The 25,651-nt window shown below is 69.5% G+C and carries 24 protein-coding genes and 1 other RNA gene; 5 read left to right on the top strand and 20 right to left on the bottom strand.

What is annotated here, in order from left to right; translation table 11 throughout:
* The 20 genes from lpxC to H261_RS14465 form a co-directional block, all read right to left on the bottom strand.
* A partial coding sequence (gene lpxC, locus H261_RS14555) for a UDP-3-O-acyl-N-acetylglucosamine deacetylase (protein WP_008618898.1) occupies positions 1–872 on the bottom strand: 872 nt, incomplete at its 3' end.
* A 278-nt stretch (positions 873–1,150) separates the two neighbouring features.
* Positions 1,151–2,776 (bottom strand): cell division protein FtsZ, encoded by a 1,626-nt coding sequence (gene ftsZ / locus H261_RS14550; RefSeq protein WP_008618896.1) that lies wholly within the window; start codon positions 2,774–2,776, stop codon positions 1,151–1,153.
* A 63-nt stretch (positions 2,777–2,839) separates the two neighbouring features.
* Positions 2,840–4,084, bottom strand: a complete 1,245-nt coding sequence (ftsA, locus tag H261_RS14545) for a cell division protein FtsA (protein ID WP_008618893.1) — start codon at positions 4,082–4,084, stop codon at positions 2,840–2,842.
* 2 nt (positions 4,085–4,086) lie between these two features.
* Positions 4,087–5,055, bottom strand: a complete 969-nt coding sequence (locus H261_RS14540; RefSeq protein WP_008618890.1) for a cell division protein FtsQ/DivIB — start codon at positions 5,053–5,055, stop codon at positions 4,087–4,089.
* Complete coding sequence (locus H261_RS14535; protein WP_008618888.1) at positions 5,046–5,963, bottom strand: D-alanine--D-alanine ligase; 918 nt, start codon at positions 5,961–5,963, stop codon at positions 5,046–5,048. The genes H261_RS14540 and H261_RS14535 overlap by 10 nt, the downstream gene beginning before the upstream one ends.
* Positions 5,960–6,886: a UDP-N-acetylmuramate dehydrogenase gene (gene murB, locus H261_RS14530; RefSeq protein ID WP_008618886.1), complete on the bottom strand. Its 927-nt coding sequence runs from the start codon at positions 6,884–6,886 to the stop codon at positions 5,960–5,962. The genes H261_RS14535 and murB overlap by 4 nt, the downstream gene beginning before the upstream one ends.
* Positions 6,883–8,313, bottom strand: coding sequence for a UDP-N-acetylmuramate--L-alanine ligase (murC, locus tag H261_RS14525; RefSeq protein WP_008618884.1), 1,431 nt, complete (start codon positions 8,311–8,313; stop codon positions 6,883–6,885). Before murC ends, murB begins: the two co-directional genes overlap by 4 nt.
* Positions 8,314–8,316: 3 nt before the next feature.
* A complete protein-coding gene (gene murG / locus H261_RS14520; RefSeq protein WP_008618882.1) occupies positions 8,317–9,426 on the bottom strand; it encodes an undecaprenyldiphospho-muramoylpentapeptide beta-N-acetylglucosaminyltransferase in 1,110 nt (369 codons plus the stop codon).
* Positions 9,423–10,553 (bottom strand): putative lipid II flippase FtsW, encoded by a 1,131-nt coding sequence (gene ftsW, locus H261_RS14515; protein ID WP_008618880.1) that lies wholly within the window; start codon positions 10,551–10,553, stop codon positions 9,423–9,425. Before ftsW ends, murG begins: the two co-directional genes overlap by 4 nt.
* Positions 10,550–11,923: a UDP-N-acetylmuramoyl-L-alanine--D-glutamate ligase gene (gene murD / locus H261_RS14510; RefSeq protein ID WP_008618879.1), complete on the bottom strand. Its 1,374-nt coding sequence runs from the start codon at positions 11,921–11,923 to the stop codon at positions 10,550–10,552. Before murD ends, ftsW begins: the two co-directional genes overlap by 4 nt.
* Before the next feature lie 12 nt (positions 11,924–11,935).
* A complete protein-coding gene (gene mraY / locus H261_RS14505; protein WP_008618878.1) occupies positions 11,936–13,024 on the bottom strand; it encodes a phospho-N-acetylmuramoyl-pentapeptide-transferase in 1,089 nt (362 codons plus the stop codon).
* The gene (locus tag H261_RS14500) at positions 13,025–14,425 is read right to left on the bottom strand and encodes a UDP-N-acetylmuramoylalanyl-D-glutamyl-2,6-diaminopimelate--D-alanyl-D-alanine ligase (protein WP_008618877.1); all 1,401 of its coding nucleotides are present in this window, start codon (positions 14,423–14,425) and stop codon (positions 13,025–13,027) included. It abuts the gene before it with no gap.
* On the bottom strand, positions 14,422–15,858 hold the full coding sequence (locus H261_RS14495; RefSeq protein ID WP_008618876.1) for a UDP-N-acetylmuramoyl-L-alanyl-D-glutamate--2,6-diaminopimelate ligase: 1,437 nt from the start codon (positions 15,856–15,858) through the stop codon (positions 14,422–14,424). Before H261_RS14495 ends, H261_RS14500 begins: the two co-directional genes overlap by 4 nt.
* Position 15,859: 1 nt before the next feature.
* Complete coding sequence (locus H261_RS14490; RefSeq protein WP_008618875.1) at positions 15,860–17,626, bottom strand: peptidoglycan D,D-transpeptidase FtsI family protein; 1,767 nt, start codon at positions 17,624–17,626, stop codon at positions 15,860–15,862.
* Positions 17,623–18,261, bottom strand: coding sequence for a cell division protein FtsL (gene ftsL / locus H261_RS14485; RefSeq protein WP_008618873.1), 639 nt, complete (start codon positions 18,259–18,261; stop codon positions 17,623–17,625). Before ftsL ends, H261_RS14490 begins: the two co-directional genes overlap by 4 nt.
* Positions 18,258–19,214, bottom strand: coding sequence for a 16S rRNA (cytosine(1402)-N(4))-methyltransferase RsmH (gene rsmH, locus H261_RS14480; RefSeq protein ID WP_008618871.1), 957 nt, complete (start codon positions 19,212–19,214; stop codon positions 18,258–18,260). Before rsmH ends, ftsL begins: the two co-directional genes overlap by 4 nt.
* On the bottom strand, positions 19,211–19,672 hold the full coding sequence (gene mraZ / locus H261_RS14475) for a division/cell wall cluster transcriptional repressor MraZ (RefSeq protein WP_040476569.1): 462 nt from the start codon (positions 19,670–19,672) through the stop codon (positions 19,211–19,213). Before mraZ ends, rsmH begins: the two co-directional genes overlap by 4 nt.
* Positions 19,673–20,012: 340 nt before the next feature.
* Positions 20,013–20,414, bottom strand: an RNA gene (rnpB, locus tag H261_RS23440) — RNase P RNA component class A.
* Between the two features lie 135 nt (positions 20,415–20,549).
* Positions 20,550–21,281: a protein phosphatase CheZ gene (locus H261_RS14470; RefSeq protein WP_008618867.1), complete on the bottom strand. Its 732-nt coding sequence runs from the start codon at positions 21,279–21,281 to the stop codon at positions 20,550–20,552.
* On the bottom strand, positions 21,278–21,733 hold the full coding sequence (locus tag H261_RS14465) for a bacteriohemerythrin (RefSeq protein ID WP_008618864.1): 456 nt from the start codon (positions 21,731–21,733) through the stop codon (positions 21,278–21,280). The genes H261_RS14470 and H261_RS14465 overlap by 4 nt, the downstream gene beginning before the upstream one ends.
* 135 nt (positions 21,734–21,868) lie before the next feature.
* On the opposite strand from H261_RS14465, the gene H261_RS14460 reads away from it, so the two are divergent.
* The 5 genes from H261_RS14460 to H261_RS14440 all read left to right on the top strand — a co-directional run bounded on the left by H261_RS14460 (position 21,869) and on the right by H261_RS14440 (position 25,651).
* Positions 21,869–22,861 (top strand): endonuclease/exonuclease/phosphatase family protein, encoded by a 993-nt coding sequence (locus H261_RS14460; RefSeq protein ID WP_152426885.1) that lies wholly within the window; start codon positions 21,869–21,871, stop codon positions 22,859–22,861.
* A gap of 78 nt (positions 22,862–22,939) precedes the next feature.
* Entirely contained in the window at positions 22,940–24,106 is a 1,167-nt protein-coding gene (locus H261_RS14455) for a cyclic nucleotide-gated ion channel (protein WP_008618860.1), read from the top strand.
* Positions 24,107–24,134: 28 nt separating this feature from the next.
* On the top strand, positions 24,135–24,479 hold the full coding sequence (locus H261_RS14450) for a DUF1491 family protein (protein WP_008618858.1): 345 nt from the start codon (positions 24,135–24,137) through the stop codon (positions 24,477–24,479).
* A 54-nt stretch (positions 24,480–24,533) separates the two neighbouring features.
* A complete protein-coding gene (locus H261_RS14445) occupies positions 24,534–24,908 on the top strand; it encodes a RidA family protein (RefSeq protein ID WP_008618856.1) in 375 nt (124 codons plus the stop codon).
* 74 nt (positions 24,909–24,982) lie between these two features.
* The gene (locus tag H261_RS14440; RefSeq protein ID WP_008618854.1) at positions 24,983–25,651 is read left to right on the top strand and encodes an SDR family oxidoreductase; all 669 of its coding nucleotides are present in this window, start codon (positions 24,983–24,985) and stop codon (positions 25,649–25,651) included.

Raw genomic sequence — 25,651 nt, 5'->3', positions numbered from 1 at the left:
CGCAGCAGCTGGTTGGTGACGGCATGGCCGGCGCGCACGCCGTGGTAATGGCCGAGCAGGGGGGCGCCCGCCAGATAGAGGTCGCCCACCGCGTCCAGCACCTTGTGGCGGACGAATTCGTCGGTATAACGCAGGCCGTCGTCGTTGAGCACCTTGGTGCCGGTGCTGTCGATCACCACAGCGTTGTCCAGCGAGCCGCCGCGGGCCAAGCCGTGGGCGCGCAGCATGGCCACTTCCTGCTCGAAGCCGAAGGTCCGGGCGCGGGAGACTTCCGCCTTGAATGTGCCGCGCGACAGGTTGACGAAGAATTCCTGGCGCGAGATGGCCGAGGCGCCGAAATCGATCTCGAAGCGCACCGAAAAGCCCGACGACGGGGTCAGCGAGGCCATGCGCTCGCCGTCCTTGATCACCACGCGCTTGAGAATGCGGATGGCCTGGCGGGGAGCGTCCTGCTCGACCACGCCGGCGCATTCGATGAGGAACAGGAAGGGGGCGGCCGAACCGTCCATCACCGGCACTTCCGGGCCGTTGATCTCGATCAGGCAATTGTCGATCTGCATGCCGGCCAGGGCGCTCATCAGGTGCTCGACGGTGCCGACCACCACGCCCGCCTCGTTCTTCAGGCAGGTGTTCATGCGGGTGTCGCCCACCGACGACCACAGGGCGGGGACGGCGGCGCCGCCGCCGGCGATGTCGACACGGCGGAAAACAATGCCGGTGCCGGCCTCGGCGGGGTGCAGCACCATGGTCACCTTGGCGCCCGAATGCAGACCGATTCCGGTGCAGCCGATGGCGGTTTTCAAGGTGCGCTGGCGCATGGAATCGGAGGAGGACTTGGTGTCGGGTCGCAGATGGCTGACGATCTGATTCACGCTGAAATCCCCTGTCTTCCGGCTCGCCGCGCCGCTTGTGTCGTGTGGCGTCTGGCGACCCTTCATCTTGATGGTGAAAGGTGTAGCAGTCCGGAGTCCAGGGCTCAAATCAATCATTATTGCCAAATGTTACACTCGCCCCAGGTCGTGAAACGATCGGCGAATGCCTTGATCTCAATGGCGTGAAACAAAAATGGGGCCCGGCCGGTAAACCGGTCGGGCCCAAGTCTTACAGCGCGGTCGGACAGGGGGGAAGCCCCCGTCCGCGATCGGTGTGCTCAGTTGGCCTGGCGGCGCAGGAAGGCCGGGATGTCCAGGTCCTCGCCCGCCCGGCTGGCGGTGGGCTCGCGCCGGGCTTCCATGCGCGGCTGGGGCTGCGGCTGGGGCTGCGGCGCCGGCTGGGCGGGGGCGCGGTGGCGGTTGACCAGGCGGTCGAGCAGGCCGCCCATGCGGCGGGTTTCCTGGGGCGGCTGCGGCGCCAGGACCGGGGCGGAGGGGGTTTCGGAAATCTCGGACAGCGCCTTGTGCAGGTCCTTCATCTCGGGCTGGGCCCGCATTTCCGGCTGAGAACGGCCGAGAACCGGCTCGTGACGGGAATCCATCCCGGGCTCGGCCCGCATCTCCGGCTCGAGCCGCAGTTCCGGCTCCATGCGGGCTTCGGCGCGCGCCACCGCTTCGGTCCGCACCATGGGCTCGGGGCGGCCGATATCCAGTTCCGGCTGGAGCTGGGCGGCCACCGCCGGGCGGTGGACCGGGTGGTGCGCGCGGGCGGCGGCCGGGGCCGACACCGGCGCGGCCGCCGCCGGCTGCTGCTGGGGCGCGGTCTGCGGGCGGAAGAACGGCGCCTGGGCCTGGGCGGCGGCCGGGCGGGCGACCTGGGGCGCCGGCTGGGTGGCCGGGGTGACCAGGGAGATGACGGTGGGCTTGGGCTGGGCGGCGGCTTCCGAGGCGATGCCGGTGGCGACCACCGAGACCCGCATCTTGCCGTTCAGCTTCTCGTCGAAGGTGGAGCCGAAGATGATGTTGGCGTCGGGATCGACCTCGTCGCGGATGCGGTTGGCGGCCTCGTCCACCTCGAACAGGGTCATGTCCATGCCGCCGGTGATGTTGATCAGCACGCCGCGCGCCCCCTTCATGGAGGTGTCGTCGAGCAGCGGGTTGGAGATGGCGGCCTCGGCGGCGTCGATGGCGCGCTTGTCGCCCTCGGCCTCGCCGGTGCCCATCATGGCCTTGCCCATTTCGCTCATCACGGTGCGGATGTCTGCGAAGTCCAGGTTGATCAGGCCGGGCATGATCATCAGGTCGGTGACGCCGCGCACGCCGGAATACAGCACGTCGTCGGCCATCTTGAAGGCGTCGGCGAAGGTGGTGCGCTCGGTGGCGACGCGGAACAGGTTCTGGTTGGGGATGATGATCAGGGTGTCGACGAACTGCTGCAGTTCGTCGATGGCGCCTTCCGCGGTGCGCATGCGGTGCGCGCCCTCGAAGTGGAAGGGCTTGGTGACCACGCCGACGGTCAGGATGCCCTGCTCGCGCGCTGCCCGCGCGATAACCGGCGCGGCGCCCGAGCCGGTGCCGCCGCCCATGCCGGCGGTGATGAACACCATGTTGGCGCCGCCGATCTGGCCGAGGATCTCTTCCAGGCTTTCCTCTGCCGCCGCGCGGCCGACGTCGGGGCGCGATCCGGCGCCCAGGCCTTGCGTCACCTGGTTGCCCAGCTGGATGCGGCGCTCGGTGCGGCTTTGGCCCAGCGACTGGGAATCGGTGTTGGCGACGATGAACTCGACGCCTTCAAGCCGCGACAGGATCATGTTGTTGACGGCGTTGCCGCCGGCACCGCCCACACCGACAACGGTGATGCGGGGCTTCAGCTCCTGATGGGCTCCGGGGAGAAAAGTCAGCATATCCAGGTCCTCCGCGCTGTGTTCGGCCGATTCGATGCCGGCCGTCCGTTGAACTCGAAAATCTCAGAAATTCCGTTTGAGCCACGAGCCGAGACGGCCCCAGCCCGACGCACCTTCTCCGCGAGTCCCCGGCCGTTTGCCGCGCGACGGCGCGGGCGCATGGGCCAGGGCGTAGCGGATCAATCCGGCGCAGGTGGAAAAAGCCGGGCCGCCGGTGGCCTCGGGCAGTCCGTGCAGCCCGAGCGGCTTGCCCAGGCGCACCTGCTTGTCCAGCACCATGCCGGCCAGATCGCGGGCGCCCTGCATCTGGCTGGCGCCCCCGGTCAGCACCACCCGGCGCCCGGCCAGCTTGTCGAAGCCGCCCTGCTCGAGATGCGAGCGCACCAGTTCGAAGGTCTCCTCCAGCCGGGGCTGGATGATCTGGATCAGCATGGAGCGCGGCACCTGATTGGAGGCGCCGTCCTCGTCCTCGCCGACCAGCGGCACCTTGAGGATCTCGCGGTCGTCCGAGGCCGAGGGGATCACCGAGCCGTACAGCGTCTTCAGCCGCTCGGCATGGACCACCGGGGTGGACAGGCCGCGGGCGATATCGCTGGTGACGTGGGCGCCGCCCACCGCGATGACGTCGGTATGGACCAACTGGCCGCCCAGGAACACCGCGATGGAGGTGGTGCCTCCCCCTAAGTCGATGCAGGTGACGCCCAGCTCCTTCTCGTCCTCCACCAGGCAGGCGAGGCCGGCGGCGTAGGGGCTGACCACCCGGGCCTCGATGTCCAGGTGGCAGCGGTTGACCACGGTGGAGAGGTTGCGCACCGGGCCGATCCCCGCCGAGATGACGTGGATGGCCACCCCCAGGCGGTCGCCGAACATGCCGCGCGGATCCTTGATGCCCTCGTTGCCGTCGATGGTGTAGTCCACCGGAATGGCGTGGATCAGTTCGCGGTCGGAGCTTTCGTGATGGGCGCGGCCGTGTTCCAGCATGCGGCGGATGTCGGCTTCGTTGACGGCGTGGCCGTTCATGGCCACCTCCACCTTGACGTTGGCCGAGCCGGGATGGCCGCCCGAGATGTTGATGGCCACGGCGCGGACCTGGTCGTTGGCCATCTCCTCGGCGGCCTCGACGGCGGCGCGGATCGAGGTTTCCAGCTCCTCCATGTCCACCACGGCGCCGTTGCGCATGCCGCGCGCCACCTGATGGCCGATGCCGACCATGCGGGGGCTGCCGTCGTCCTGGATCTTGGCGATGAAGCAGCACACCTTGGTGGTGCCCACGTCCAGGGCGGCGATGAGGCCGTTGCGCGGGGCCATGCTCAGCGCTCCCTTCCGGCCAGGGCGGCGGGCGGCGCGGCCGAGGCGGTGTTGACCGCCGGCTCGCGCGCGCTTTTCAGGATCAGGCGGTCGGGAATCCGCAGGTCGATCATGGTGATCTGCTTGCCCGACAGGGCGCGGGTCTTCTCCAGTTCGGCCAGGCGGCGCCAGGCGGCCTCGGTGTCCAGCTCGGGCAGGCGGGCCTCCAGGCCCTTCTCCACGTCGTCGAGCTTGATGTTCCAGCGGCGGTTGCCGACCCGGACGGCCGCCTTGACCCGGGCGGCCAGCTCCGGCTCGGCGGCCAGCAGGGTGAACAGTTCGTCGGTGCGCGACGGCGCGCCCTCGCCGACGATCAGGGGCAGGTCCTCGAAGCCCTCGAGGGCGCCGGGGATGCGGCGGCCGTCGCGGTCGACCAGCACGAAGCTCTTGTCGGTCTGCCACAGGGCCACCGGTTCGCGCTCGACGATGGACAGGTGCAGCGCGCCGGGCAGGCGGCGCTCGATGGCGGCGGCGCGCACGCTGGGCAGCGCCTCGACCCGCGCCCGGACGGCGGCGATGTCGATTCCCAGGATGGGGTCGCCGTAACGGGCGCCCAGGGCGGCGACCAGCTGGTCGGTGGGGGTGCGGCGGCGGCCGGTGACGGTGATGTCGGCCACCTGGAAGCCGGTCTCGGCGGTCCAGGCCAGGACGGCGGTCCCGGCGTCGTGGATGAGCCGCTGGGGCTTGCCCGAATGCCAGAGCGCCATGCCGCTCACCACGACGGCGGTGGCCAGCAATCCGGCGCCGGCCAGCTTCTGCAGCGGGGTCATGGCGAGGCGCAGGCGCGGCAGGCGGCGCTTGGCCTTGGGGCGCGGCGCGTTGGCCGGGGCCGCCGCCGCCGTCTCGCGCTTGGCGGAAATCTGGCGCGGCGCCCGGCGCACGCCGGGGCGGTCGTCGGCGGTGATGACGATGTCGGAGGGGCTCAGTCGCATCGCGCCTCCTCCACCATCCACCGCACCAGTTCGGGGAAGGTGATCCCCTGATGGGCGGCGATCTCGGGCACCAGCGAGGTGGCGGTCATGCCGGGCTGGGTGTTGACCTCCAGCATGACCAGCCGGGGCGCGGCGCCCGGAGCGGTGTCGTCGTAACGCAGATCGGCGCGGGAAACGCCCCGGCAGCCCAGCGCCCTGTGGGCGGCGACGGCCAAGCGGCAGGCCTCGGCGTAATCGGTCTCCGGGATGGGGGCGGGCATGATGTGGCGCGAACCGCCCGGCGCGTACTTGGCCTCGTAATCGTAGAAGCCGTGGTCCGAGGTGATCTCGAGGACGCCCAGCGCCCGGTCGCCCATCACGGCGACGGTCAGCTCGCGGCCGGGGATGAAGCTTTCCACCAGCACCTCGTCGGCGTCGAACGGCCAGCCGGCCAGCGGCGACGGCTGGTTGTCGCCCACGATGAACACGCCCACCGACGAGCCCTCGTTCAAGGGCTTGACCACGAAGGGCCGGGGCAGCGGGTCGGGTCCCTGGGACTCGGCGCGGCTGACCACCTTTCCCTCGGCCACCGGAATGCCGGCATTGGCGAACAGGGCGCGGGCGAAGGCCTTGTCCATGGCCGCCGCCGAGGCCAGCAGGCCGGAATGGGTGTAGGGCACGCCCAAGAGGTTCAGCACCCCCTGGACGCAGCCGTCCTCGCCGAAGCGGCCGTGCAGGGCGTTGAACACCACGTCGGGCTTGGTCTCGGTGAGGGCGCGCACCAGCTCGGCGGGATTGCGGCCGCAATCCACCAGGGCGACCTCGAACCCGGCCTGCTCCAGCGCCTTGGCGGCGGCGGCGCCCGAGCGGAGCGACACGTCGCGTTCGGCCGAGGCCCCCCCCATCAGGACGGTGACGCGCTTGCTCATGACTTGTCGCTCCTGACGCCGATGCGGCGGATTTCCCAATGCAGGTCCACGCCGCTGGTCTCTCGCACCCGGCGGCGGACCTCCTCGCCCAGGTCCTCGATGTCGGCGGCGGTGGCGTCGCCGGTGTTCAGCAGGAAGTTGCAGTGCTTCTCGCTGACCTGGGCGCCGCCCATCGCCAACCCGCGGCAGCCGGCGGCGTCGATCAGCTTCCAGGCGTTCATGCCTTCCGGATTGGCGAAGGTGGAGCCGCCGGTGCGCACCTTGACCGGCTGGGCCTCTTCCCGCGCCCGGGCGATCTCGGCCATGCGCGCTCCGATGTCGGCGGGCTTGCCGGGGCGGCCCCTCAGCGAGGCGGACAGGAAGATCCAGCCCTCGGGCACGGCGCTGCGGCGGTAGGAAAAGCCCAGCTCGCCGGGGCCGAGGATCTGCAGGGCGCCACTCCGGTCCACCGCCTGGGCCGAGACGGTGACGTCCTTCATCTCGGTTCCGTAGGCGCCGGCGTTCATGCGCAGCGCGCCGCCGATGGTGCCCGGCACGCCCGACAGGAATTCCAGCCCGGCCAACCCGGCTTCCTCGGCGGTGCGGGCGACGGTGAGGTCCAGCGCCCCCGCTCCGGCGGTGATGGTGTCGCCGCTGACGTCGATGGTGGCGAAGGGGCCGGTCAGGCGGACCACCATGCCCGGCACGCCGCCGTCCCTGACCAGCAGGTTGGAGCCGACGCCGACCACGGTGACCGGCACGTCCTCGGGCAGGACTTCCAGCACGGCGATCAGGTCGTCCAGGTCGGCGGGGCGGAACAGCGCCTGGGCGTTGCCGCCCACCCTGAACCAGGTGAACGGCGCCATGGGGGCGTCGAAGCTCATCCGCCCCTGGACCGGGGGCAGGGTGTCGCGCCAGTCGTGATGCTTGGCGGCCGCCATCATTCGGCGCCTCCCGGGCTGGGATCGGGCAGGGCGGCCAGTTCGGCCGGCAGGGCATGGGCCCAGGCGGTGATGTTGCCGGCCCCCAGGCAGACCACCATGTCGCCGGGGCCGGCCAGGGAATTGACCAGCGGCGCCAGGGCCTTGGGATCGGAAAGGGCCATCACCCGGCGGTGGCCGTGCTCCTGCAGGCCCTTGACCAGGGCGGTCTTGTCGAAGCCGGTCATCGGCTTCTCGCCTGCCGCATAGACGTCGGCGGCGATCACCATGTCGGCGTCGTTGAAGCAGGTGCAGAACTCGGCGAACAGGCTGGACAGGCGGGAATAGCGGTGGGGCTGGACCACGGCGATGACGTTGCCCCGGCAGGCGGAGCGGGCGGCCTTCAGCACGGCGGCGATCTCCACCGGGTGGTGGCCGTAATCGTCGATGACGGTGACGCCCTTGGCCTCGCCGGTGCGGGTGAAGCGGCGCTTGACGCCCTTGAAGCCGCCCAGCGCCTTCTTGACCACGTCGTTGGCTAGGCCCAGCTCGTTGGCCACCGCGATGGCGGCCAGGGAGTTCAGCACGTTGTGCTCGCCGTACATGGGGAGATGGATATCGGTGATGGTCCGGGTGGCGCCGGTGACGCGGTCGGTGATGACCACGTCGTAGCGCGCCCCGGTGATGTCCATGGAGAGCTTGTCGGCCCGCACCAGGGCCTGGTGGTTGAAGCCGTAGGTCACCAGCTTGCGGTCGGGAACCCGGGCCACCAGGGCCTGGACCTCGGGGTGGTCGATGCACATGGCGGCGAAGCCGTAGAACGGGATGTTCTCGACGAAGGTGCGAAACGCCTCGTGCAGCTTCTCCACCGTGCCGTAATGGTCCATGTGCTCGGGGTCGATATTGGTCACCACCACGGCGGTGGAGGGCAGCTTGATGAAGCTGCCGTCGGATTCGTCGGCCTCGACCACCATCCACTCGCTGGCGCCCAGGCGGGCGTTGGTGCCGTAGGCGTTGATGATGCCGCCGTTGATCACCGTGGGGTCCAGGTGGGCGGCGTCCAGCAATGCGGCGATCAGCGAGGTGGTGGTGGTCTTGCCGTGGGTGCCGCCGATGGCGATGGCGCTCTTCAGGCGCATCAGCTCGGCCAGCATCTCGGCGCGGCGTACCACGGGGACCAGCTTGGCGCGGGCCGCCTGGACCTCGGGGTTGTCGGCCTTGACCGCCGACGACACCACCACCACGCGGGCGTCGCCCAGGGCCTCGGCGGCATGGCCGATATGGACGCGGATGCCCATCTTGCGCAGGCGCTCGACGTTGTAATTGTCGGCGATGTCGGTGCCCTGGACCGCATAGCCCAGGTTGTGAAGGATCTCGGCGATGCCTGACATGCCGATGCCGCCGATACCGACGAAGTGGATGGTGCCGATGTTCAGCGACATGGTGCGCATGGGTCAGGCTCCACTCTGGTTGGGGATCAGCCCGACCACCAGGTCGGCCAGGGCTTCGGCCGCGTCGGGGCGGCCGGAATTGCGGGCGCAGGCGGCGGTCCGCGCCAGGGCTTCGGGCTGGGTGAACAGGGAATCCAGGCGCGCCGCCAGGGTCTCGGCGGTGAAGGAGTCCTGCTGCATCAGCCAGGCGCCGCCCGAATCCTCGGCGGCGTGGGCGTTGGCGGTCTGGTGGTCGTCGATGGCGAAGGGATAGGGCACCAGGATGGCCGGACGGCCCAGGGTGGTCAGCTCGGCCACGGTGGAGGCGCCGGCCCGGGCGATGACCAGATGGGCGGCGGCCAGACGCTCGGGCACGTCGGCGAAGAAGCTTTCCAGGGTGGTCTGGATGCCGGTGCCGGCATAGGCCTTGCGCACGCCTTCCAGATCCTCGGGGCGGCATTGCTGGGCGATGCGGATGCGGACGCGCAAGCCCTCGGGCAGGCGGGCCAGGGCGGCGGGCACCACCTCGGAGAGGATGCGGGCCCCCTGGCTGCCGCCCAACACCAGCAGATCGATGGGGCCGTCGGCGCCGATCCCGGCATAGGCGACCTCGCGGCTCGCCAGGATGCCGGCGCGCACCGGCATGCCGGTATGGACCAGCTTGGGCAGCAGGCGGGCATCCACGTGGCTGACCTCGGCGAAGGAGGTGGCGATGCGGCGCACCCGGGCGGCCAGCAGGCGGTTGGCGCGGCCCAGCACGGCGTTCTGCTCATGGATGGCGGTGGGAATGCCGGCCAGGGCGGCGGCGGCCATGCCCGGCACCGAGGCGTAGCCGCCGAAGCCGATCACCGCCGCCGGGCGGATGGACTTGAGGATCGAGCGGGCCTGGACGATGCCCAGGCCCAGTTCCAGGGCGGAGCGCAGCGCCGACAGCGTGCCGCGCCCGGCGATGCCGCCGGCCGAGATGCGGAAGGTCTCCAGCTTGCCCAGCGTGCCGCCATAGGCGGCGCCGCGCTTGTCGGTGATCAGCGCCAGACGGTAGCCGCGCCCCAGCAGCACCGAGGCCAGAGCCTCGGCGGGGAAGACGTGGCCGCCGGTGCCGCCGGCAGCGAGGGCGATGAGGGGCTTGTTCATGCCTCCATGCCCTCCCGGCCGTAGCGGGTGCGGGTCAGGGCCAGCACCATGCCCATGCCCAGCGCCAGCGCCACCATGGACGAGCCGCCATAGGAGATGAACGGCAGGGTCATGCCCTTGGCCGGCATCATGCGGAGCGTCGAGGCCATGTTGACGATGGCCTGCAGCCCGAACTGCACCAGCAGCCCGGCGGTGGCCAGGACGACGAACAGGTTGTCCTCCTTGTGGATGCGCGAGAAGCCGCGCAGCACGATGAAGGCGAACAGCATCACCACGAACAGGCACAGCACCACGCCGAACTCCTCGCCGCCCACCGCCAGGATGAAGTCGGTGTGGGCGTCGGGCAGCACCAGCTTGACCCGGCCCTCGCCGGGGCCGCGGCCGAACACCCCGCCGTTCTTGAAGGCGCTGAGGGCCGTGGTGACCTGATAGGCGCCGCTGCCCGAGGGGTCGAGGAACTTGTCGAAGCGCGACTGCACATGGGGGAAGACGTAATAGGCGCCGACGATGCCGATGGGTGCCGCCAGCCCCAGCCCCACCACCAGGATCAGCGGCAGCCCGGCCAGGAAGAACTGGGTGCCCCAGATGGCGGTCAGGATGGCGGTCTGGCCCACGTCCGGCTGGATCAGCAGCAGGGCGGCGACCACGCCGAACAGGGCGGTGGCGATGACCCTTCCGGGAAAGGCGGGGTCCAGGCGGGCCGAGGCGAACATCCAGGCGGCGACCACCGCGAACATGGGCTTGACGAATTCCGACGGCTGGATGGACATTCCGGCCAGGTTGAGCCAGCGCTTGGAGCCCTTGATCTCGACGGCCAGCACCGGCACCAGGATCAGCAGGACGATGGAGGCCAGCAGGCCGATCACCGCCATGCGCCGCACCTGCTTCGGCGTCAGCAGCGACACGCCCAGCATGATGATCACGGCGGGCGCCAGGAAGACGAACTGGCGGCGCACGAAATGGAAGCTCTGCGCCCCGATGCGTTCGGCCACCGCCGGGCTGGCCGCCATGGTCAGGATGGCGCCCACCGCCACCAGCAGGAACAGCGCCGCGATGGTCCAGCGGTCGACGGTCCACCACCAGCGGCCCAGGACGGAGGTATCGGTGCGCCCGAAGGTGACGCTCATCCCCCGCCTCCTTCCGTGAAGGCCTGGACCAACTCGCGGAAGGTGTCGCCGCGATGCTCGAACGACTTGAACTGGTCCCACGAGGCGCAGGCTGGCGACAGCAGGACCACCGCGCCGGGAATGGAATCGGATACCGCCAGATTGCGGGCGGCGGCCACCGCCTTGTCCAGGGTGGCGCAGCGGGTGAAGCGCACCTTGCCGTCCAGGGTGGCGGCGAAGGACTCGGTGGCCTCGCCGATCAGGAAGGCGTGCTGGATACGGCCGAAATGCTTCTCCAGCGAGGCGATGCCGCCTTCCTTGGCCTGCCCGCCGGCAATCCAGTAGACGTGGTCGTAGCAGACCAGGGCCTTTTCCACCGCGTCGGCATTGGTGGCCTTGGAATCGTTGATCCAGTCGATGCCGTGGTCGCTGCCCACCAGTTCCTGGCGGTGGCCGAGGCCGGGATAGGTGGCCAGGGCGGCGGCGATGGCCTTGGGGGCCAGGCCCTCGGCACGGGCGGCGGCGTAGACGGCGCAGGCGTTCTGCCAGTTGTGGCGGCCGGGCAGGCTGGGAATAGCCTTGAGGTCGCAGACCGGCTTGGCGTTGTCGAGCAGCACGCCCTCGGGCGCCGAGACGCCCTCGGACAGCACCGATTCCACCGAGATCTTCACCACCCGGACCCCCAGGCGCGACAGCTCGGCGGCGATGGCGCGGCAGGGGCCGTCGTCGATGCCGATCACCGCCGCGCCGCCGGGGGTCAGGTAGTCGAACACCCGGCGCTTGGCGGCGATGTAGCCGGACATGCCGCCGTGGCGGCCAAGATGGTCGGGAGTGACGTTGAGCAGGATGGCGACGCCCAGCTTCAGGCTGTTGGTCAGCTCCAGCTGGTAGGAGGACAGCTCCAGCACATAGCGTCCGTCGCCCGGCAACTCGGGCAGGTCCAGGGCGGGGGTGCCCAGATTGCCGCCGGCCGCCACCGGCACGCCGCATTCGTCCAGCACATGGGCCAGCAGGGTGGTGGTGGTGGACTTGCCGTTGGTTCCCGTCACCGCCAGCATGCGCGCGCCCGCCTTGGCCAGGGCCAGCAGTTCCACGTCGCAGACCAGCGGCACCTTGGCGGCGCGGGCCTTCTCGGCTACCGGATGGGGCTGGGGATGGGTGTGGGGGATGCCGGGGCTCCACACCAGCAGGTCGGCCTTCTCCATGGGGATCAGGGCGGGGTCGCGGATGGGGATGCCGGCCTCGGCGGCGGTCTTGCGCGCCGCCTCGCCGTCGTCCCAGGCCATCACGCCGGCCCCCGCCGCCAGCAGGGCGCGCGACGTGGCGGTCCCGGACTTGCCCAGGCCCATCACCAGGACACGCTTACCTTTGAGGAAGGGGACGGGGATCATGGCGGATTGACCTCAACGCAGCTTCAGGGTGGCCAGCCCGGCCAGGGCCAGGATGGTGGCGATGATCCAGAACCGGATGACCACGGTCGGCTCGGCCCAGCCCTTCTTCTCGAAGTGATGGTGCAGCGGCGCCATGCGGAAGACGCGCTTGCCGGTCAGCTTGAACGAGGCCACCTGGACGATCACCGAGACGGTTTCCAGCACGAACAGGCCGCCGACGATGCCCAGCACCAGTTCGTGCTTGGTCACCACGGAAATGGCGCCCAGCGCTCCGCCCAGGGCCAGCGACCCGGTGTCGCCCATGAACACCATGGCCGGCGGCGCGTTGAACCACAGGAAGCCCAGCCCGGCGCCCACCAGGGCGCCGCAGAACACCGCCAGTTCGCCCGAGCCGGAGACGTAATGGATCTGGAGGTAATTGGCGAAGACGGCGTGGCCGACCAGATAGGAGAAGATGGCGAACACGCCGGACGCGATCATCACCGGCACGATGGCCAGGCCGTCCAGGCCGTCGGTGAGGTTCACCGCGTTGCCGGCACCGACGATGATGAACACCGCGAAGGGCAGGTAGAACCACGACAGCTGCAGCAGGACGGTCTTGAAGAACGGCACCGCCAGGGCGCCGGCCAGGGGCTCGCGCTGCAGGCCGAGCACCCAGATGGCGGCACCCAGGCCGATGGCGATCTCGGCCACCAGCTTGGTCTTGCCCGGCACGCCCTTGGGGTTCTTCTTGGAAACCTTGAGATAGTCGTCCCAGAAGCCGATCAGCCCGTAGCCCAGGGTGACCAGCAGCACGATCCACACATACTGGTTGCGCAAATCGGCCCACAGCAGGGTGGAGACCGACAGCGCCAGCAGGATCATGAAACCGCCCATGGTGGGCGTGCCCTTCTTGGTCAGCAGATGGGATTCCGGGCCGTCGGCGCGGATGGGCTGGCCCTGCTTCTGCCACTGGCGCAGCCAGGCGATGATGCGCGGCCCCACCAGGAAGGCGACGATCAGCGCGGTCAGCACCGCGCCGCCCGTCCTGAAGGTCAGGTACTTGAACAGGTTGAAGACCGGGACCTGATCGGCCAGGGGGTAGAGGAGATTGTAAAGCATTCAGCGGCCCCCTTCGGCCAGAGCGTTGACCACACGTCCCATCCGGCTGCCCGCCGAACCCTTGACCATCACCACGTCGCCGGGACGCAGCGCCGCCTTGACCAGCCGGGCGACGGCATCGGCATCGGCGGCGTGGCCGCCCCGGCGCTGCTCGGCCAGGGCCTCGTGCAGGTGGGCGGTCAGGGGGCCGGCGGTGAACACCAGGTCGATGTTCCAGCTTTCCGCCGCCGCGGCGATGGAGGCGTGCAGCGCCGGCCCCTGGGGACCCAGTTCCAGCATGTCGCCCAGCACGGCGATGCGCCGTCCGCCCTTGGCCGGCCGCACCGAGGCCAGGGTGGCGATGGCCGCCTTCATGGACACCGGCGAGGCGTTGTAGCTTTCGTCGATCAGCTCGAAGCTGCCGCCCTCGATCTCCACCCGGCGGCGCTGGCCGCGCCCCTTGGGCGCCGCCATGGCGGCCAGGGCCAGGGCGCCCAGGTTGACGTCGCCGCCCAGCGCCTCGACCGCCAGCAGCACCGCCAGCGAGTTCATGGCCCATTGCCGTCCGGCCACGCCCACCCGGTAGGACAGGGGCTGATCGGAGAGCAGGGCGAAGACGGCGGTGGACTGGGGGTCGACGGCGCAGTCCAGCAGCCGTGCGGTGGCCTCGATGTGGTTGCCGAAGGTGCGCACGTCCTTGATGCCGAGCGTGCGGGCGCTTTCGTCCAGGAAGGCGAAATGGAGGTTGTCGCGGGGCAGCACGGCGGTGCCGCCGGCCTCGATGCCGGTGAAGATTTCGGCCTTGGCGGCGGCGATCTCGGCGGTGGAGCCGAAGAACTCCATGTGCACCGCCTCGACGGTGGTGATCACCGCCACATGCGGGCGCGCCATGGCGGCCAGGGGGACGATCTCGCCGGGATGGTTCATGCCGATCTCGAAGATGGCGTAGCGCACGCCCGCCGGCATGCGGGCCAGGGACAGCGGCACGCCCCAGTGATTGTTGAAGCTGCCGACGCTGTAATGGGTGGCACCCTGGTCGGACAGCGCCAGGGCCAGCATCTCCTTGGTGCCGGTCTTGCCGACGCTGCCGGTGACGGCGACGATGCGGGCGCCGCAGCGGGCGCGCGAGGCGATCCCTAGGTCCTGCAAGGCCGCCATGGTGTCCCGGACCAGGACCAGGGGGGCGTCCTCGGCACTGCCCGGGGGCAGCTTGTGGACGATGGCGGCGGCGGCGCCACAGGCCAGGGCCGAGGCCACATGGTCGTGGCCGTCGTGGTTGGGGCCTTCCAGGGCGATGAACAGGTCGCCGGGCTGGACGCTGCGGCTGTCGATGGACACGCCCGACGCTTCCCAGGCGGGGCCGGACGGGGTGCCCGAGACGGCGGCGGCCGCTTCGGACGAGGTCCACAGGGGGCGGATCATGCGGCGCCTCCATCGACGAGACGGACCGCAGCCAGGGCTTCCTCGGCATCGTCGAAGGGCAGCACGGCGGAGCCGACGATCTGGCCGCGCTCGTGGCCCTTGCCGGCGACGACCAGCACGTCGCCCTTCTGCAAACCCGCCACGGCGGCGCGGATGGCGTCCCGGCGGTCGGCGATCTCGATGCCGGCCGGGCAGACGCCCCGCACGGCGGCGCGGATGGCCGCCGGGTCCTCGGAGCGCGGGTTGTCGTCGGTGACGATCATGGCGTCGGCCAGACGGCAGCCGATGGCGCCCATCAGCGGGCGCTTGCCGGGGTCGCGGTCGCCGCCGCAGCCGAACACCGCGACCAGACGCCGCGCGGCGTGGGGGCGCAGCGCCTTCAACACCGTCTCCAACGCGTCGGGGGTGTGGGCGTAATCCACGTAGACGCAAGCGCCGTTGGCGCACTCGGCCACCTTCTGCAGGCGGCCGGGCACGCCGTCGAGATGCTCGAGCGCGGCCAGGGCGGACTCCGGGTCGGCGCCGCAGGCCAGGGCGAGACCCAGCGCCGCCAGGGCGTTGTCGGCCTGGAAACGGCCGGCCAGGGGCAGGCGCACGGTGACGGCGCGGCCCAGGATTTCCAGGTCGAGGTCCTGGCCGTGGGCGGCGGGCGTTGCTTCGATCAGGCGCAGATCGGTGGCGGCGCGGCCATAGCCCAACACCCGGATGCCGCGCTTGGCGCACAGCTCGACGACGCGGGGCGCCAGATCGGAATCGGCGTTGATCACCGCGCAGGCCCCTTCGGGCAGCACCTCGGCGAACAGGCGCAGCTTGGCCCCGGCATAGGCCTCCATGTCGGCGTGGTAGTCGAGATGGTCCCGCGTCAGGTTGGTGAAGGCGGCGGCGGCAAGCCTGACGCCGTCCAGCCGGTGCTGGTCGAGGCCGTGGCTGGAGGCTTCCATGCAGGCGTGGGTGACGCCCATGCCGGCCAGCCGGGCGAGGTCGGCGTGCAGTCCGGCCGGGTCGGGGGTGGTCAGGCCGCCGGAATTGTCCCAGCCGGGCGCGGTGATGCCCAGCGTGCCGATGGACGCCGCGACGTGGCCGAGGCGGGCCATGATCTGGCGGAAGAACTCGGCGGTGGAGGTCTTGCCGTTGGTGCCGGTGACGGCGGCCATCACCGCGGGCTGGGCGCCGTGGAACACCGAGGCCATCAGGGCGAAGCGGCGGCGCGGATTGGCATCGGTGACCAGCACCACCTCGTCCGGCAGCTCGAGGCGCGAGCCCTCGGGAGCCAGCACAGCCACGGCGCCGGCGGCGATGGCGGCGGGGATGAAGGCGCGGCCGTCGGCCCTGGCGCCGGGCAGGGCGGCGAACAGCCAGCCGGGACGGACGGCGCGCGAATCGGCGGTCAGACCGCTGATGGTCACGTCGCGGCTGGGCGCGGTCGCCGTCATGTCACTCAACCGCCGCAACTTCACGGCCTCCTCCGGTGCGGGCGATTCCCTTGCTTGCGCCGGAGGGGGGAATCGGCAGGGTCTTGGGCATCAGCCCCAGCAGCGGCGCGATCTGGGCGATCACCCGGCCGGCGGCCGGGGCGGCGGTCCAGCCGGCGGTGATGAAGCCGAAGGTCTGCTTGGTGGCCTGGGGCTCGTCGATCATCATCAGCACCGCGTAGCGCGGCGCATCCATGGGGAAGGCGGCGATGAACGACGACAGCACCGCCTTCTTGCGATAGCCGCCGGCTCCGGCCTTTTCGGCGGTGCCGGTCTTGCCGCCCACCTCGTAGCCGGGAACGTCGGCCTTCTTGCCGGTGCCGTCGGTGACCACCATGCGCATCAGCTGACGCATGTTCTCCGAGGTCTTGGGCTTGAGCACCCGGATGGCGGGGATCGCGTCGCCGGGGGCGCGGGCCAGCAGGGTCGGCGCGTGGTACTCGCCGCCGTTGACCAGGGCGGCGGTGCCGGCCAGCAATTGCAGCGGCGTCACCGACAATCCGTGGCCGAAGGCGATGGTGATGGTGTTGATCTCGCGCCAGGGCGACGGGATCAGCGGTCCGGCCACCTCGGGCAGTTCCAGCGGCGGGGCCTGCAGCATGCCGATGCGCGACATGAAGGCGCGCTGCGCCTCGGTGCCGGCGTCCAGGGCCATGCGGGCCGAACCGATGTTGGACGAGTGGATGAGGATTTCCGACACGGTCATCCAGCGGTTCAGGGCATGGTCGTCGTGGATGGTGTGTCCGCCGAACACCAGGGGCTTGCTGGCGTCGAAGCTGGAATTGATGTTGGCCTTCCCCAGGTCCAGCGCCATGGCGGTGTTGAACAGCTTGAAGGTCGAGCCCATCTCGTAGGCGCCCTTGGTGGCGCGGTTGAACATGGACGGATCGGTGGGCGGCGGCGGGTCGTTGGGGTCGAAATCGGGCAGGCTGACCATGGCCAGCAATTCGCCGGTGCGCACGTCCATCACCATGCCGGTGCCGCCCACCGCCGAGAATTCCTCCACCGAACGGGCCAGTTCGTTGCGCACGATGGTCTGGACGCGGATGTCCATGGACAGGGCCAGCGGCTCGCGGCTTTCGCGCATGGCGTTCTCGAAGCGCTTCTCGATGCCGGCCACGCCCTTGTTGTCCACGTCGGTGACGCCGACGGCATGGGAGGCCAGCGGGCCGTGGGGATAGATGCGGCGCTCGCCCTTCTGGAACAGCAGGCCGGGAATCCCTAAGTTGTTGACGTCGTAATGCTGGCGCGGCGTCAGGTTGCGCTTCAGGTAGACGAACTGGCGGCCCGACGACAGGCGCTCGATGGTCTCCTCCAGGTCCAGCTCGGGCAGCACGGCGACCAGGCGGATGGCGGCGCTTTCGATGTCCACCTTGGCGGCTTTCAGGTCCTCGGGCCGGGCGAACAGCGACACGGTGGGCAGGCTGGAGGCCAGCAGCACCCCGGTGCGGTCGGAAATGTCGGCCCGCTCCATCTTCAGTTCGTCGGTGCGGGCCTGGGGCTGGGCGTGGGGCTTGGGCGGATTGCGGTCGATGACGGCGACGTCGACCATCCGCGCCCCGACGGCGCCGAAGGCCAGCAGGAAGACCAGGGCGGTGATCACCAGACGCGAGCGGCCGGTCTCGATGGCCTGCATGCGAACGCCGTCCAGCCGCAGCGCCGCTCCGGCCTGGAGGTCGTCTCCGGCATGGAAGCCGGGGGTATGGCGGCGGGGCGCGAAGATACTCACCTTGCGCCTCCCGGTTCGGTGGTGGCCAGGGCGGGGGACTGAATCACGATGCTCCGGCCGCCCTTTGCCGGGGCAGGGGCCGGAGCCGGAGTGGCGGTCTTCGCCGAAGGTGTCTCCAGGGGTTTGACCGTCGCTCCCTGGGCCAGGGTGGCTGCGCCGGATTTGGGCGGCTGCGGCTTGTCGGGCTGCGGCCTGGCGCTGTCGGCCGGCCGGGGCCTGGCCGGGCTTTCCGCCAGTTTGGCCGGAATGGCGGGCGGCGCGGCCTTGGGTTCGGCCGGCTTGGCCTGGGCCTGGACCGGCATGGACATGCGCGACGGCGACACGGCGGCGTAGACCACGCCGGTGGCGGGAATGCCGTCCTTGGGCAGGGTGTCCAGGGTCGCCACCTGGGTCGGCGTCACCGGCTTCATCCCCAGGTGCTTCTCGGACAGGGCGCGCAGGCGGGCCGGGTCGTTGAGATAACTCCACTCGGCCCGCAGGATGTGGATGGTCTCCTGGTTGCCGTGGATCTGGGCGTTGAGCCCGGCCAGCCGGTGTTCCAGGTCCTTGACCTCGTACTTCACCACGAACAGCACCACGCCGACGCCGACCGCCAGCAGGGTCCACAGGATGGTTCCGGTCAGTCCGCGTCTCATGGACGGATCCCCCAGGCGGGAGCCTCGGTGCGGGCGGCGGCGCGCAGCTTGGCCGAGCGGGCGCGGGGATTGGCGCGCGCCTCCTCGGGGGCCGGCGCGACGGCCTTGCGCGACAGCAGGGCGAAGCTGGCGGCGGGGCCCGTCCCTTGAGCCTGGGGCACATGGCGGGACGGGCGCGCGGCCTCGCCGGCGCGGGCCTTGAGGAAGCCCTTGACCACCCGGTCCTCCAGGGAATGGAAGGTCACCACCGCCAGGATTCCGCCCGGAGCCAGCAGGCGCTCGGCGGCTTCCAGGCCGCGCTCCAACTCGCCCAGCTCGTCGTTGACCGCGATGCGCAGCGCCTGGAAGGTGCGGGTGGCGGGATCGATGCCGTCGCCCGAGCGCGGCACAACCTTGCGGATCACCTCGGCCAGCTCGCCGGTGCGCTCGAAGCGCTTGAGACGGCGGGCCTCGACGATGGCCTTGGCGACGCGGCGCGACAGGCGCTCCTCGCCGTAGCGGTAGATGATGTTGGCCAGATCGCCCTCGGGCGTGTCGTTGACCATGTCGGCGGCGCTGGGGCCCTTGGCCTCCATGCGCATGTCCAGCGGCCCGTCCTTGGCGAAGGAGAAGCCGCGCTTGGGCTGGTCGATCTGCATGGAGGACACGCCGATATCCAGGGCGATCCCGTCAACCTGGTTGACGCCCTGAACACGCAGCAACGCGTCCATGTCGCCGAACCGGCCCTCGATCATGGAGAAGCGGCCGGACGAGCCCTCCTCCAGAATCTTGCCCCGCTCCACGGCGGTGGGGTCGCGGTCGATGGCCCACACCCGGCAGGCGGCGGCCGACAGCATGGCGCGCGAATAGCCGCCGGCCCCGAAGGTGCCGTCCACATAGACGCCGCCGTCGCGGAGCGCCAGCGCCGCGATCACCTCGGCCAGCAGCACCGGAATGTGGGGGGCGGGGGTCACGGGCTCACCTTGGGACGCAGCGGCAGGGTGGGGCGCGATTGCAGGGCGCGGGCGCGGATTTCGGCCTCCACCGCCTTGTAGGCCTCGGGCTCCCATACCTGGAAGGTCTGGCCCTTGCCGACGAAGGCGACGGAATCGGCGATGCCGGCATGGGCCAGGATGTCCTCGGGCAGGACGATGCGGCCTTCGGGGTCCCAGGGCAACTGGCGGGCGTCGGCGAAGATCAGGGCCGACAGGTCCTCCTGCTCGGCGGAAAAAGCGTCGAAGTTTTGGGCGCCGTCGGACAGGCGCTCCATGAAATCCATGCCGCAGCCTTCGATGCAGGCGTTGGTGAACGAGCGGTAGCAGACGATGCCGCCGAAGCTCTGGGCGGCCAGGGCAGCACGGAAGGTCGCCGGAACCGAGACCCGGCCCTTCTTGTCGACCCTGTTCACGAATGTGGAGAGGAAGAGTGCCACCCTCGTCCGCCTTCCGCCTGCTGTGCCCGAAACCCCTGAGCCATCTCCGGTGACACACTAATCCTGTGGCCCCGATGGGATGGTGTCTAATGGGATATCATGGGAAAACATGGGAGTCAATGGAATCGGATAGTAATCGCATGGGACAGGCCCAATTGGGAACAATGCTGAGAGGTTTTTGCTAAAGTACTCGAGGAACGCCTCGCATAGCGTTGATATTTACCAATTTTTCACAATCTGTTACCGGGAGGGTGGCAAAACCCCGGCAGGACCGCATCGTGAACAGGCGGCCGAACGGCCCCGGCGGGGCTTCGCCGGCGGTTTGGGATTTGGTGGGAAAAGCGTCAGACGGCCTGTAAGCCGGGTTCTGTCCCCGCCCGAGGGCGGGTGGCGACCATTCATCTGGGACGCCCGTTGCCGGACGCCTCTCGCGACCGACCCGGACGGCGACGCGGAAACGCGTTTCGTCCTTCCGAGGAAGAACAGTGCCGTCCCTATTTGGTCTTGCTCCCGGTGGGGTTTACCGTGCCGCTTCCGTTGCCGGTCGCGCGGTGCGCTCTTACCGCACCCTTTCACCCTTACCTGCTGCCGGGCCGGAGCCTGGGAGCGGGCGGTTTGCTTTCTGTGGCACTTTCCCTGGGGTCGCCCCCGCCGGACGTTATCCGGCACCGTGTTTTCCGTGGAGCCCGGACTTTCCTCCCCCCGGACGCAAGGTCCTGGGGGCGGCCGCCCGGCCGTCTGACGCGGCCCCACTTTAGAGCCTGGGGGCCGCAGGTCAAGCGCCGCGGAATGTGAACCGGCGGCAAAAGAAAAGGCCTCCGGTTTTCGGAGGCCTTTATTGTTCCTATACTTTCGTACGATGGGGTGTTCGCCGTATTTACCCGAACAGCTTGTCGATCTCGTCCTGGGAGATTCCCTGGTTTTCCAGGGCCGGGCCGTTGAGCAGCTTGGAATCGTCGTCCTTGTGCTCCTCGAAGATCTTGGGCGACACGTCGGAGATGTTCTCCGGCCCCCAGATCTCGATCATGGCGTTGATGCGGGCCTCGACATATTTCAGGGTCTTGACCACCTTGGTGATGCGCTGGCCGGTAATATCCTGGAAGTTACAGGCCTCGAACATGGAGCTGACGGTATCGTTGATGTCCTCGACCAGGCGGCCGATATAGGAATCGGAGGCGTGGGCGCGGATTTCCTTGCCGATGCTCTCGATCCTCTCGGCGGCTTCCAGGATCTGCTCGGTGGCGCGTTCGGTGGACGACACGATGGCGTCCAACTCGAAGGTGACGGCCATCAGGCGGTCGTCGTCGGCGTCCTTGGGGCGCAGCGCGGCGATTTCCGCCTTGGTGTGCTCGATGCAGACGGCCAGGGCGCGCAGCTCGGTCTTCAGCATGGAGACTTCGGCGGCCTTCTGGGGCAGCGCGTCGTCGATGGGGGTGGCCGCCACCGGCGGCGGAGCGTCGCCGCGAACCAGGAATTCCAGGCCCTTGATGTCGGCGCGGAGGTCGTTGATGGCCTTCAGCACCTCGGAATTGGAGGCGTTGGGCGCGGCTTCGCCGCGCGCCTGAAGCCGCTTGATCTCGGCGGTGAACAACTTGCGCTCGGTCGTCATGACTGCCTGCCGTCCCCTAATTTCTCCGATGGCGGTTTCGCTCCGCCATCAACCACCCGCTCAACCCACGGCCTGTATGATTTATCGGTAACCTGGATGTGCTGGGTCAACCACTTCTTGAGCAATTCCACAACCTGTTCGTCCACGGCGCCGCGTTCTCCCGCCCGGTAGCGCCCGCAGATATCGCGGACATGGGCTTCCAACTGGCGGTGCTCGGCCTTGTGGGCTTCGAGGCCGGGGTAGCCGGAAGCGGCCATCATAGCCTCTTCGCGGCGAAAATGATGCTCTGCATATTCGGAAAGGGCGGAAAGTACGCTGCCGACCACGTCGCGGCTCTGGCCGGTATCGGTGGCGTCGAACAGCTGGACCAGCAGATCGAACAGGATACGATGGTCGGAATCCAGCAGCGGATTGCCCACGCTGAACGCTTCGCTCCACGCGATCGATACCATCGGGCCCCCCGCCCTGCTTCCCGTCTGGTGTCACTATACCTTACATCCAAGGCGGCACAAGCACGCCGCATGTCCAGTGCGCCTCTCGCCGGGCGGCGGGGCTTGATGTAGACTCGGCCCGGGACGGAGGCCGAAGTGACACCATTGCGAATCGCCACCTTCAATCTGGAGAACCTGGACGACCATCCGGGCGGCGGCATGGATTTCGAGGACCGGCTGGCGGTGATGCGGCCGCAATTTCTGCGGCTGCGCGCCGACGTGCTGTGTCTGCAGGAGGTCAACACCCACCCGGCCGCCAAGGGCGGGCCGCGCCTGTACGCAGCCCTGGACCGGCTGCTGGCCGGCACCGGCTGCGAGCACTGGCACCGGGCGGCCAGCCTCAACCGTGGCGGCCGCCACCCGGCCGACAAGCATAATCTGGTCATCGTCTCGCGCCTGCCCATCCGTGCCCACCGCCAGGTCTGGCACGACCTGGTGCCGCCCTGCGCCTATCGCCCGGTGCGGGCCGAGCCTCCTCCCGCCGAGGCCCAGAAGGTGGAATGGGACCGTCCCATCCTGCATGCCGAGCTGGAACTGCCGGGCGGCCGCATCCTGCATGTGGTCAACGTCCATCTGCGGGCGCCGCGCGCCGTCTGGCTGCCGGGCCAGAAGGAGCGTTTCGGCCGCTGGCTGTCGGTGGGCGGCTGGGCCGAGGGCTTCTTCCTGGCCGAGGTCAAGCAGGCGGGCCAGGCCCTGGAGACCCGTCTGCTGGTGGAGGAAATCTTCGACGCGGACCCCGATGCCCTGGTGGCGGTGTGCGGCGACTTCAACTCCATGGAGCGCGAGGGCGCCCTGCGCATCGTCAAGGGTGACGAGGAGGATACCGGCAATGGCCATCTGGCCATGCGCATGCTGGTGCCGCTGGAGCGCTCGCTGCCCGAGAACCGGCGCTATTCGGTGATCCACCACGGCCGCCCGGTGATGCTGGACCATATCCTGGTGTCGCGGCCGTTGCTGGGCTGGTACCTGGGCGCCGAGATCCACAACGAGACCCTGGGCGACGAACTGGTGTCGCCCGCCACCATCCACGGCACGCCGGAAAGCTACCACGCCCCCATGGTCGCCGAATTCGCGTTGCCCGCCCCCTGACATCCGCCTGATTTCGGACGGTGCGCCGCCGCCGCCGCGGGGCTATAGTCATGGGGGGAGTGCGCGGGGGAGAAAGGCATGGGCGGCTGGCTGTACGGATTGGTGGGGGAGTCGCCGTTTCCCCCCATGCGCGCCGTGATCTACCGGGCCGTCCTGGTGGTCTGCATCGTCCTGTCCACCGCCATCGCCATCATCGATACCGTGCACGACGCCTGGGTCGGGGTCGAGGAGCCCGTCGCCCTGGCCGGCGGTCTGTTCCTGGCGGTGTTGTCGGCCGACTACATCCTGCGCCTGCTCCACGCCCGCTCCCAGCGGGGAGAGGGGGAATCCGGCCTGGCGGCCATGGCGCGCTACGCCCTGTCGCCCTACGGCATCTTCGATTTCCTGGCGGTGGTGCCGTTCCTGGTGGGCGAGGCCGCCGCCATGCTGCCCCATGACGGCGAGACGGTGTTCGGCATCCTGCGCTTCCTCAAGCTGGCGCGCTATTCCCCCGCCCTGGAGACCCTGGGCGTGGTGGTGCTGCACGAATTGCGGCCCCTGCTGGCCGCCCTGTTCATCATGCTGATCCTGGCCATCTCGGCCTCGACCCTGCTGTATTTCGCCGAGCGCGCCACCAACCCCAATTTCGCCAGCGTGCCCGCCGCCATGTGGTGGGCCATCGTCACCCTGGCCACGGTGGGCTATGGCGACGTGGTGCCCATCACGCCGCTGGGCAAGCTGCTGGGCAGCGTGGTGGCGGTGCTGGGCCTGTGCATGTTCGCGCTGCCGGCCTCGATCCTGGCGTCGGGCTTTTCCGAGGAGATGAAGCGCCAGAATTTCGTCTCCACCTGGCATCTGGTGTCCAAGGTGCCGTTCTTCGCCCGGCTGCAGGCCAGCCAGATCGCCGAGATCGCCGGCCTGCTGAAGCTGGCCCGCGCCATCAAGGGCGAGGTGCTGATGCGCGAGGGCGATACCGGCGAGTGCATGTACTTCATCGTCAGCGGTCAGGTGGAGGTCAAGGGCAAGGCCGGCACCTTCATCCTGAAGAACGGCGACTTCTTCGGCGAGATCGCCCTGATCGAGCGCTGTCCGCGCACCGCCACGGTCAAGGCCGTCAGCCGCTGCCAGTTGCTGATCCTCGACGCGCGGGACTTCCATAAGTTCGTCGCCCACGACCATGCCTTGCTGGAGGTCATCTGGGATACCGCCCGCGCCCGCATGGCCCAGGCCGGACATGTCAGCGACAAGGAAAAGGAGCCGGCGTGAGGCCGGCGTTCGGGAAGGATGCACTGATTTGAGCGAGCCGAGGCTGAAGGCCAAGCTGTGGATTCACGCCGCCATCCGCCGTTGTTCGGTGCTGGCCATTCCGGCCTTCGTGGTGGCCAAGGGCGACGAGGATGCCGGGGCGGTGCTGGTCAAGCTCAACCGCGGCGCCGCCGGCTGCGAGGTGTTCACCCAGGTGAGGGACGGGGCGGGCGAGGCGGCCTGGCTGCGCGCCACCGGCCCCGACCCGGTGCCCGAGGACAAGGCCGATTCCTATATCCGCCGGAGTCGTGACGTCGATTCCGACCTGTGGGTTCTGGAAGTGGAGGACCGCGAGGGCCGCGTCCCCTTCCTCGAGCGCATCTTGGCGGGCTGACCTCAAATACGCTATGAAGCTTTCTTTCGAAATTTCTGTCCAAGGACCCGTACCATGACCCGTCAGCTGATCTCTTCCGGTTCCTCGTTCGAGGACGTGGCCGGCTATTCCCGCGCCGTGCGCCAGGACCCCTGGGTGTTCGTCTCCGGCACCTCGGGCTTCAAGGACGGCCAGATCGTCGACGATGTGGTCGCCCAGGCCGAGCAGTGCATGGCCACCATCGCCGCCGCGCTGGAGCAGGCCGGCTCGTCGCTGAAGGACGTGGTGCGCGTCAAGGCCTACATCACCGAAGCCGCCTTCTTCGAGCAGATCGCCCCGGTGCTGGGCAAGGCCTTCAAGGGCATCCGCCCGGCCAACACCACCATCGTCTGCGGCCTGGTCGATCCGCGCATGAAGGTGGAGATCGAGGTTACCGCGCTCAAGGCGTAACGGGCGGCGGGGACGGCCGCGCTCCGGGCATGGAGCGCGGGCATCCTGCCCGCCGAGCAAAGGAGAACCGCACCATGCCCACCATCCTGATCACCGGCGCCAATCGCGGCATGGGCCTCGAGTTCGCCCGGCAATACGCCGCCCAGGGCTGGCGGGTGCTGGGCACGGTGCGCGATCCCATGGCCGGCCGCGCCCTGTCCGAGGCGGGCGGCGAGGTCTATGTCTGCGACGTGGCCGATCCGGCCCAGGTGGCGCGGCTGAAAGGCTCGCTGGCCGGCATCGCCCTCGACGTCCTGCTGCTCAACGCCGGCATCTACGGCGAGAAGCAGGAGTTCGGCGCCGTCGATGCCGCCGCCTTCATGAAGGTGATCGCCGTCGACGCCCTGGCGCCGCTGAAACTGGCCGAGGCCTTCGCCGACCAGATGGCCGGACGCAAGCTCATCGCGGCGGTGTCGTCCAAGATGGGCGCCATGTCCGACAACCCCTCGGGCGGCTCCTACGCCTACCGCGCCGCCAAGGCGGCGCTCAACATGGTGATCAAGAACATGGCCGCCGATCTGGCGCCCCGGGGCATCCTGACCGCGGCGCTGTCGCCCGGCTGGGTGCGCACCGACATGGGTGGTCCCAACGCGACCCTGGACGCCGCCACCGCGGTGGCGGGCATGCGTAAGGTCATGGCCGAACTCAGGGCAGAGGACAGCGGCGCCCTCATCCATTACGATGGGACGCGTCTAGCCTGGTAG

It is taken from the genome of Paramagnetospirillum caucaseum (assembly GCF_000342045.1).
Lineage (GTDB): Bacteria > Pseudomonadota > Alphaproteobacteria > Rhodospirillales > Magnetospirillaceae > Phaeospirillum > Phaeospirillum caucaseum.
The sequence above is the reverse complement of the archived record's forward strand: the minus strand, read 5'-3'. Positions and strand labels throughout refer to the sequence as shown.

What these genes read in the sequence shown, in the direction of transcription:
- mraY (WP_008618878.1), bottom strand. Translation starts at nt 13,024, where the DNA reads ATGCTTTACAATCTCCTCTACCCCCTGGCCGATCAGGTCCCGGTCTTC.
- murD (WP_008618879.1), bottom strand. Translation starts at nt 11,923, where the DNA reads ATGATCCCCGTCCCCTTCCTCAAAGGTAAGCGTGTCCTGGTGATGGGC.
- H261_RS14455 (WP_008618860.1), top strand. Translation starts at nt 22,940, where the DNA reads ATGGGCGGCTGGCTGTACGGATTGGTGGGGGAGTCGCCGTTTCCCCCC.
- murG (WP_008618882.1), bottom strand. Translation starts at nt 9,426, where the DNA reads ATGAACAAGCCCCTCATCGCCCTCGCTGCCGGCGGCACCGGCGGCCAC.
- murC (WP_008618884.1), bottom strand. Translation starts at nt 8,313, where the DNA reads ATGCGCACCATGTCGCTGAACATCGGCACCATCCACTTCGTCGGTATC.
- ftsL (WP_008618873.1), bottom strand. Translation starts at nt 18,261, where the DNA reads ATGAGACGCGGACTGACCGGAACCATCCTGTGGACCCTGCTGGCGGTC.
- H261_RS14470 (WP_008618867.1), bottom strand. Translation starts at nt 21,281, where the DNA reads ATGACGACCGAGCGCAAGTTGTTCACCGCCGAGATCAAGCGGCTTCAG.
- H261_RS14495 (WP_008618876.1), bottom strand. Translation starts at nt 15,858, where the DNA reads ATGACGGCGACCGCGCCCAGCCGCGACGTGACCATCAGCGGTCTGACC.
- H261_RS14500 (WP_008618877.1), bottom strand. Translation starts at nt 14,425, where the DNA reads ATGATCCGCCCCCTGTGGACCTCGTCCGAAGCGGCCGCCGCCGTCTCG.
- H261_RS14540 (WP_008618890.1), bottom strand. Translation starts at nt 5,055, where the DNA reads ATGCGACTGAGCCCCTCCGACATCGTCATCACCGCCGACGACCGCCCC.
- murB (WP_008618886.1), bottom strand. Translation starts at nt 6,886, where the DNA reads ATGATGGCGGCCGCCAAGCATCACGACTGGCGCGACACCCTGCCCCCG.
- ftsZ (WP_008618896.1), bottom strand. Translation starts at nt 2,776, where the DNA reads ATGCTGACTTTTCTCCCCGGAGCCCATCAGGAGCTGAAGCCCCGCATC.
- H261_RS14440 (WP_008618854.1), top strand. Translation starts at nt 24,983, where the DNA reads ATGCCCACCATCCTGATCACCGGCGCCAATCGCGGCATGGGCCTCGAG.
- ftsW (WP_008618880.1), bottom strand. Translation starts at nt 10,553, where the DNA reads ATGAGCGTCACCTTCGGGCGCACCGATACCTCCGTCCTGGGCCGCTGG.
- H261_RS14535 (WP_008618888.1), bottom strand. Translation starts at nt 5,963, where the DNA reads ATGAGCAAGCGCGTCACCGTCCTGATGGGGGGGGCCTCGGCCGAACGC.
- H261_RS14445 (WP_008618856.1), top strand. Translation starts at nt 24,534, where the DNA reads ATGACCCGTCAGCTGATCTCTTCCGGTTCCTCGTTCGAGGACGTGGCC.
- H261_RS14465 (WP_008618864.1), bottom strand. Translation starts at nt 21,733, where the DNA reads ATGGTATCGATCGCGTGGAGCGAAGCGTTCAGCGTGGGCAATCCGCTG.
- ftsA (WP_008618893.1), bottom strand. Translation starts at nt 4,084, where the DNA reads ATGGCCCCGCGCAACGGCCTCATCGCCGCCCTGGACGTGGGCACCACC.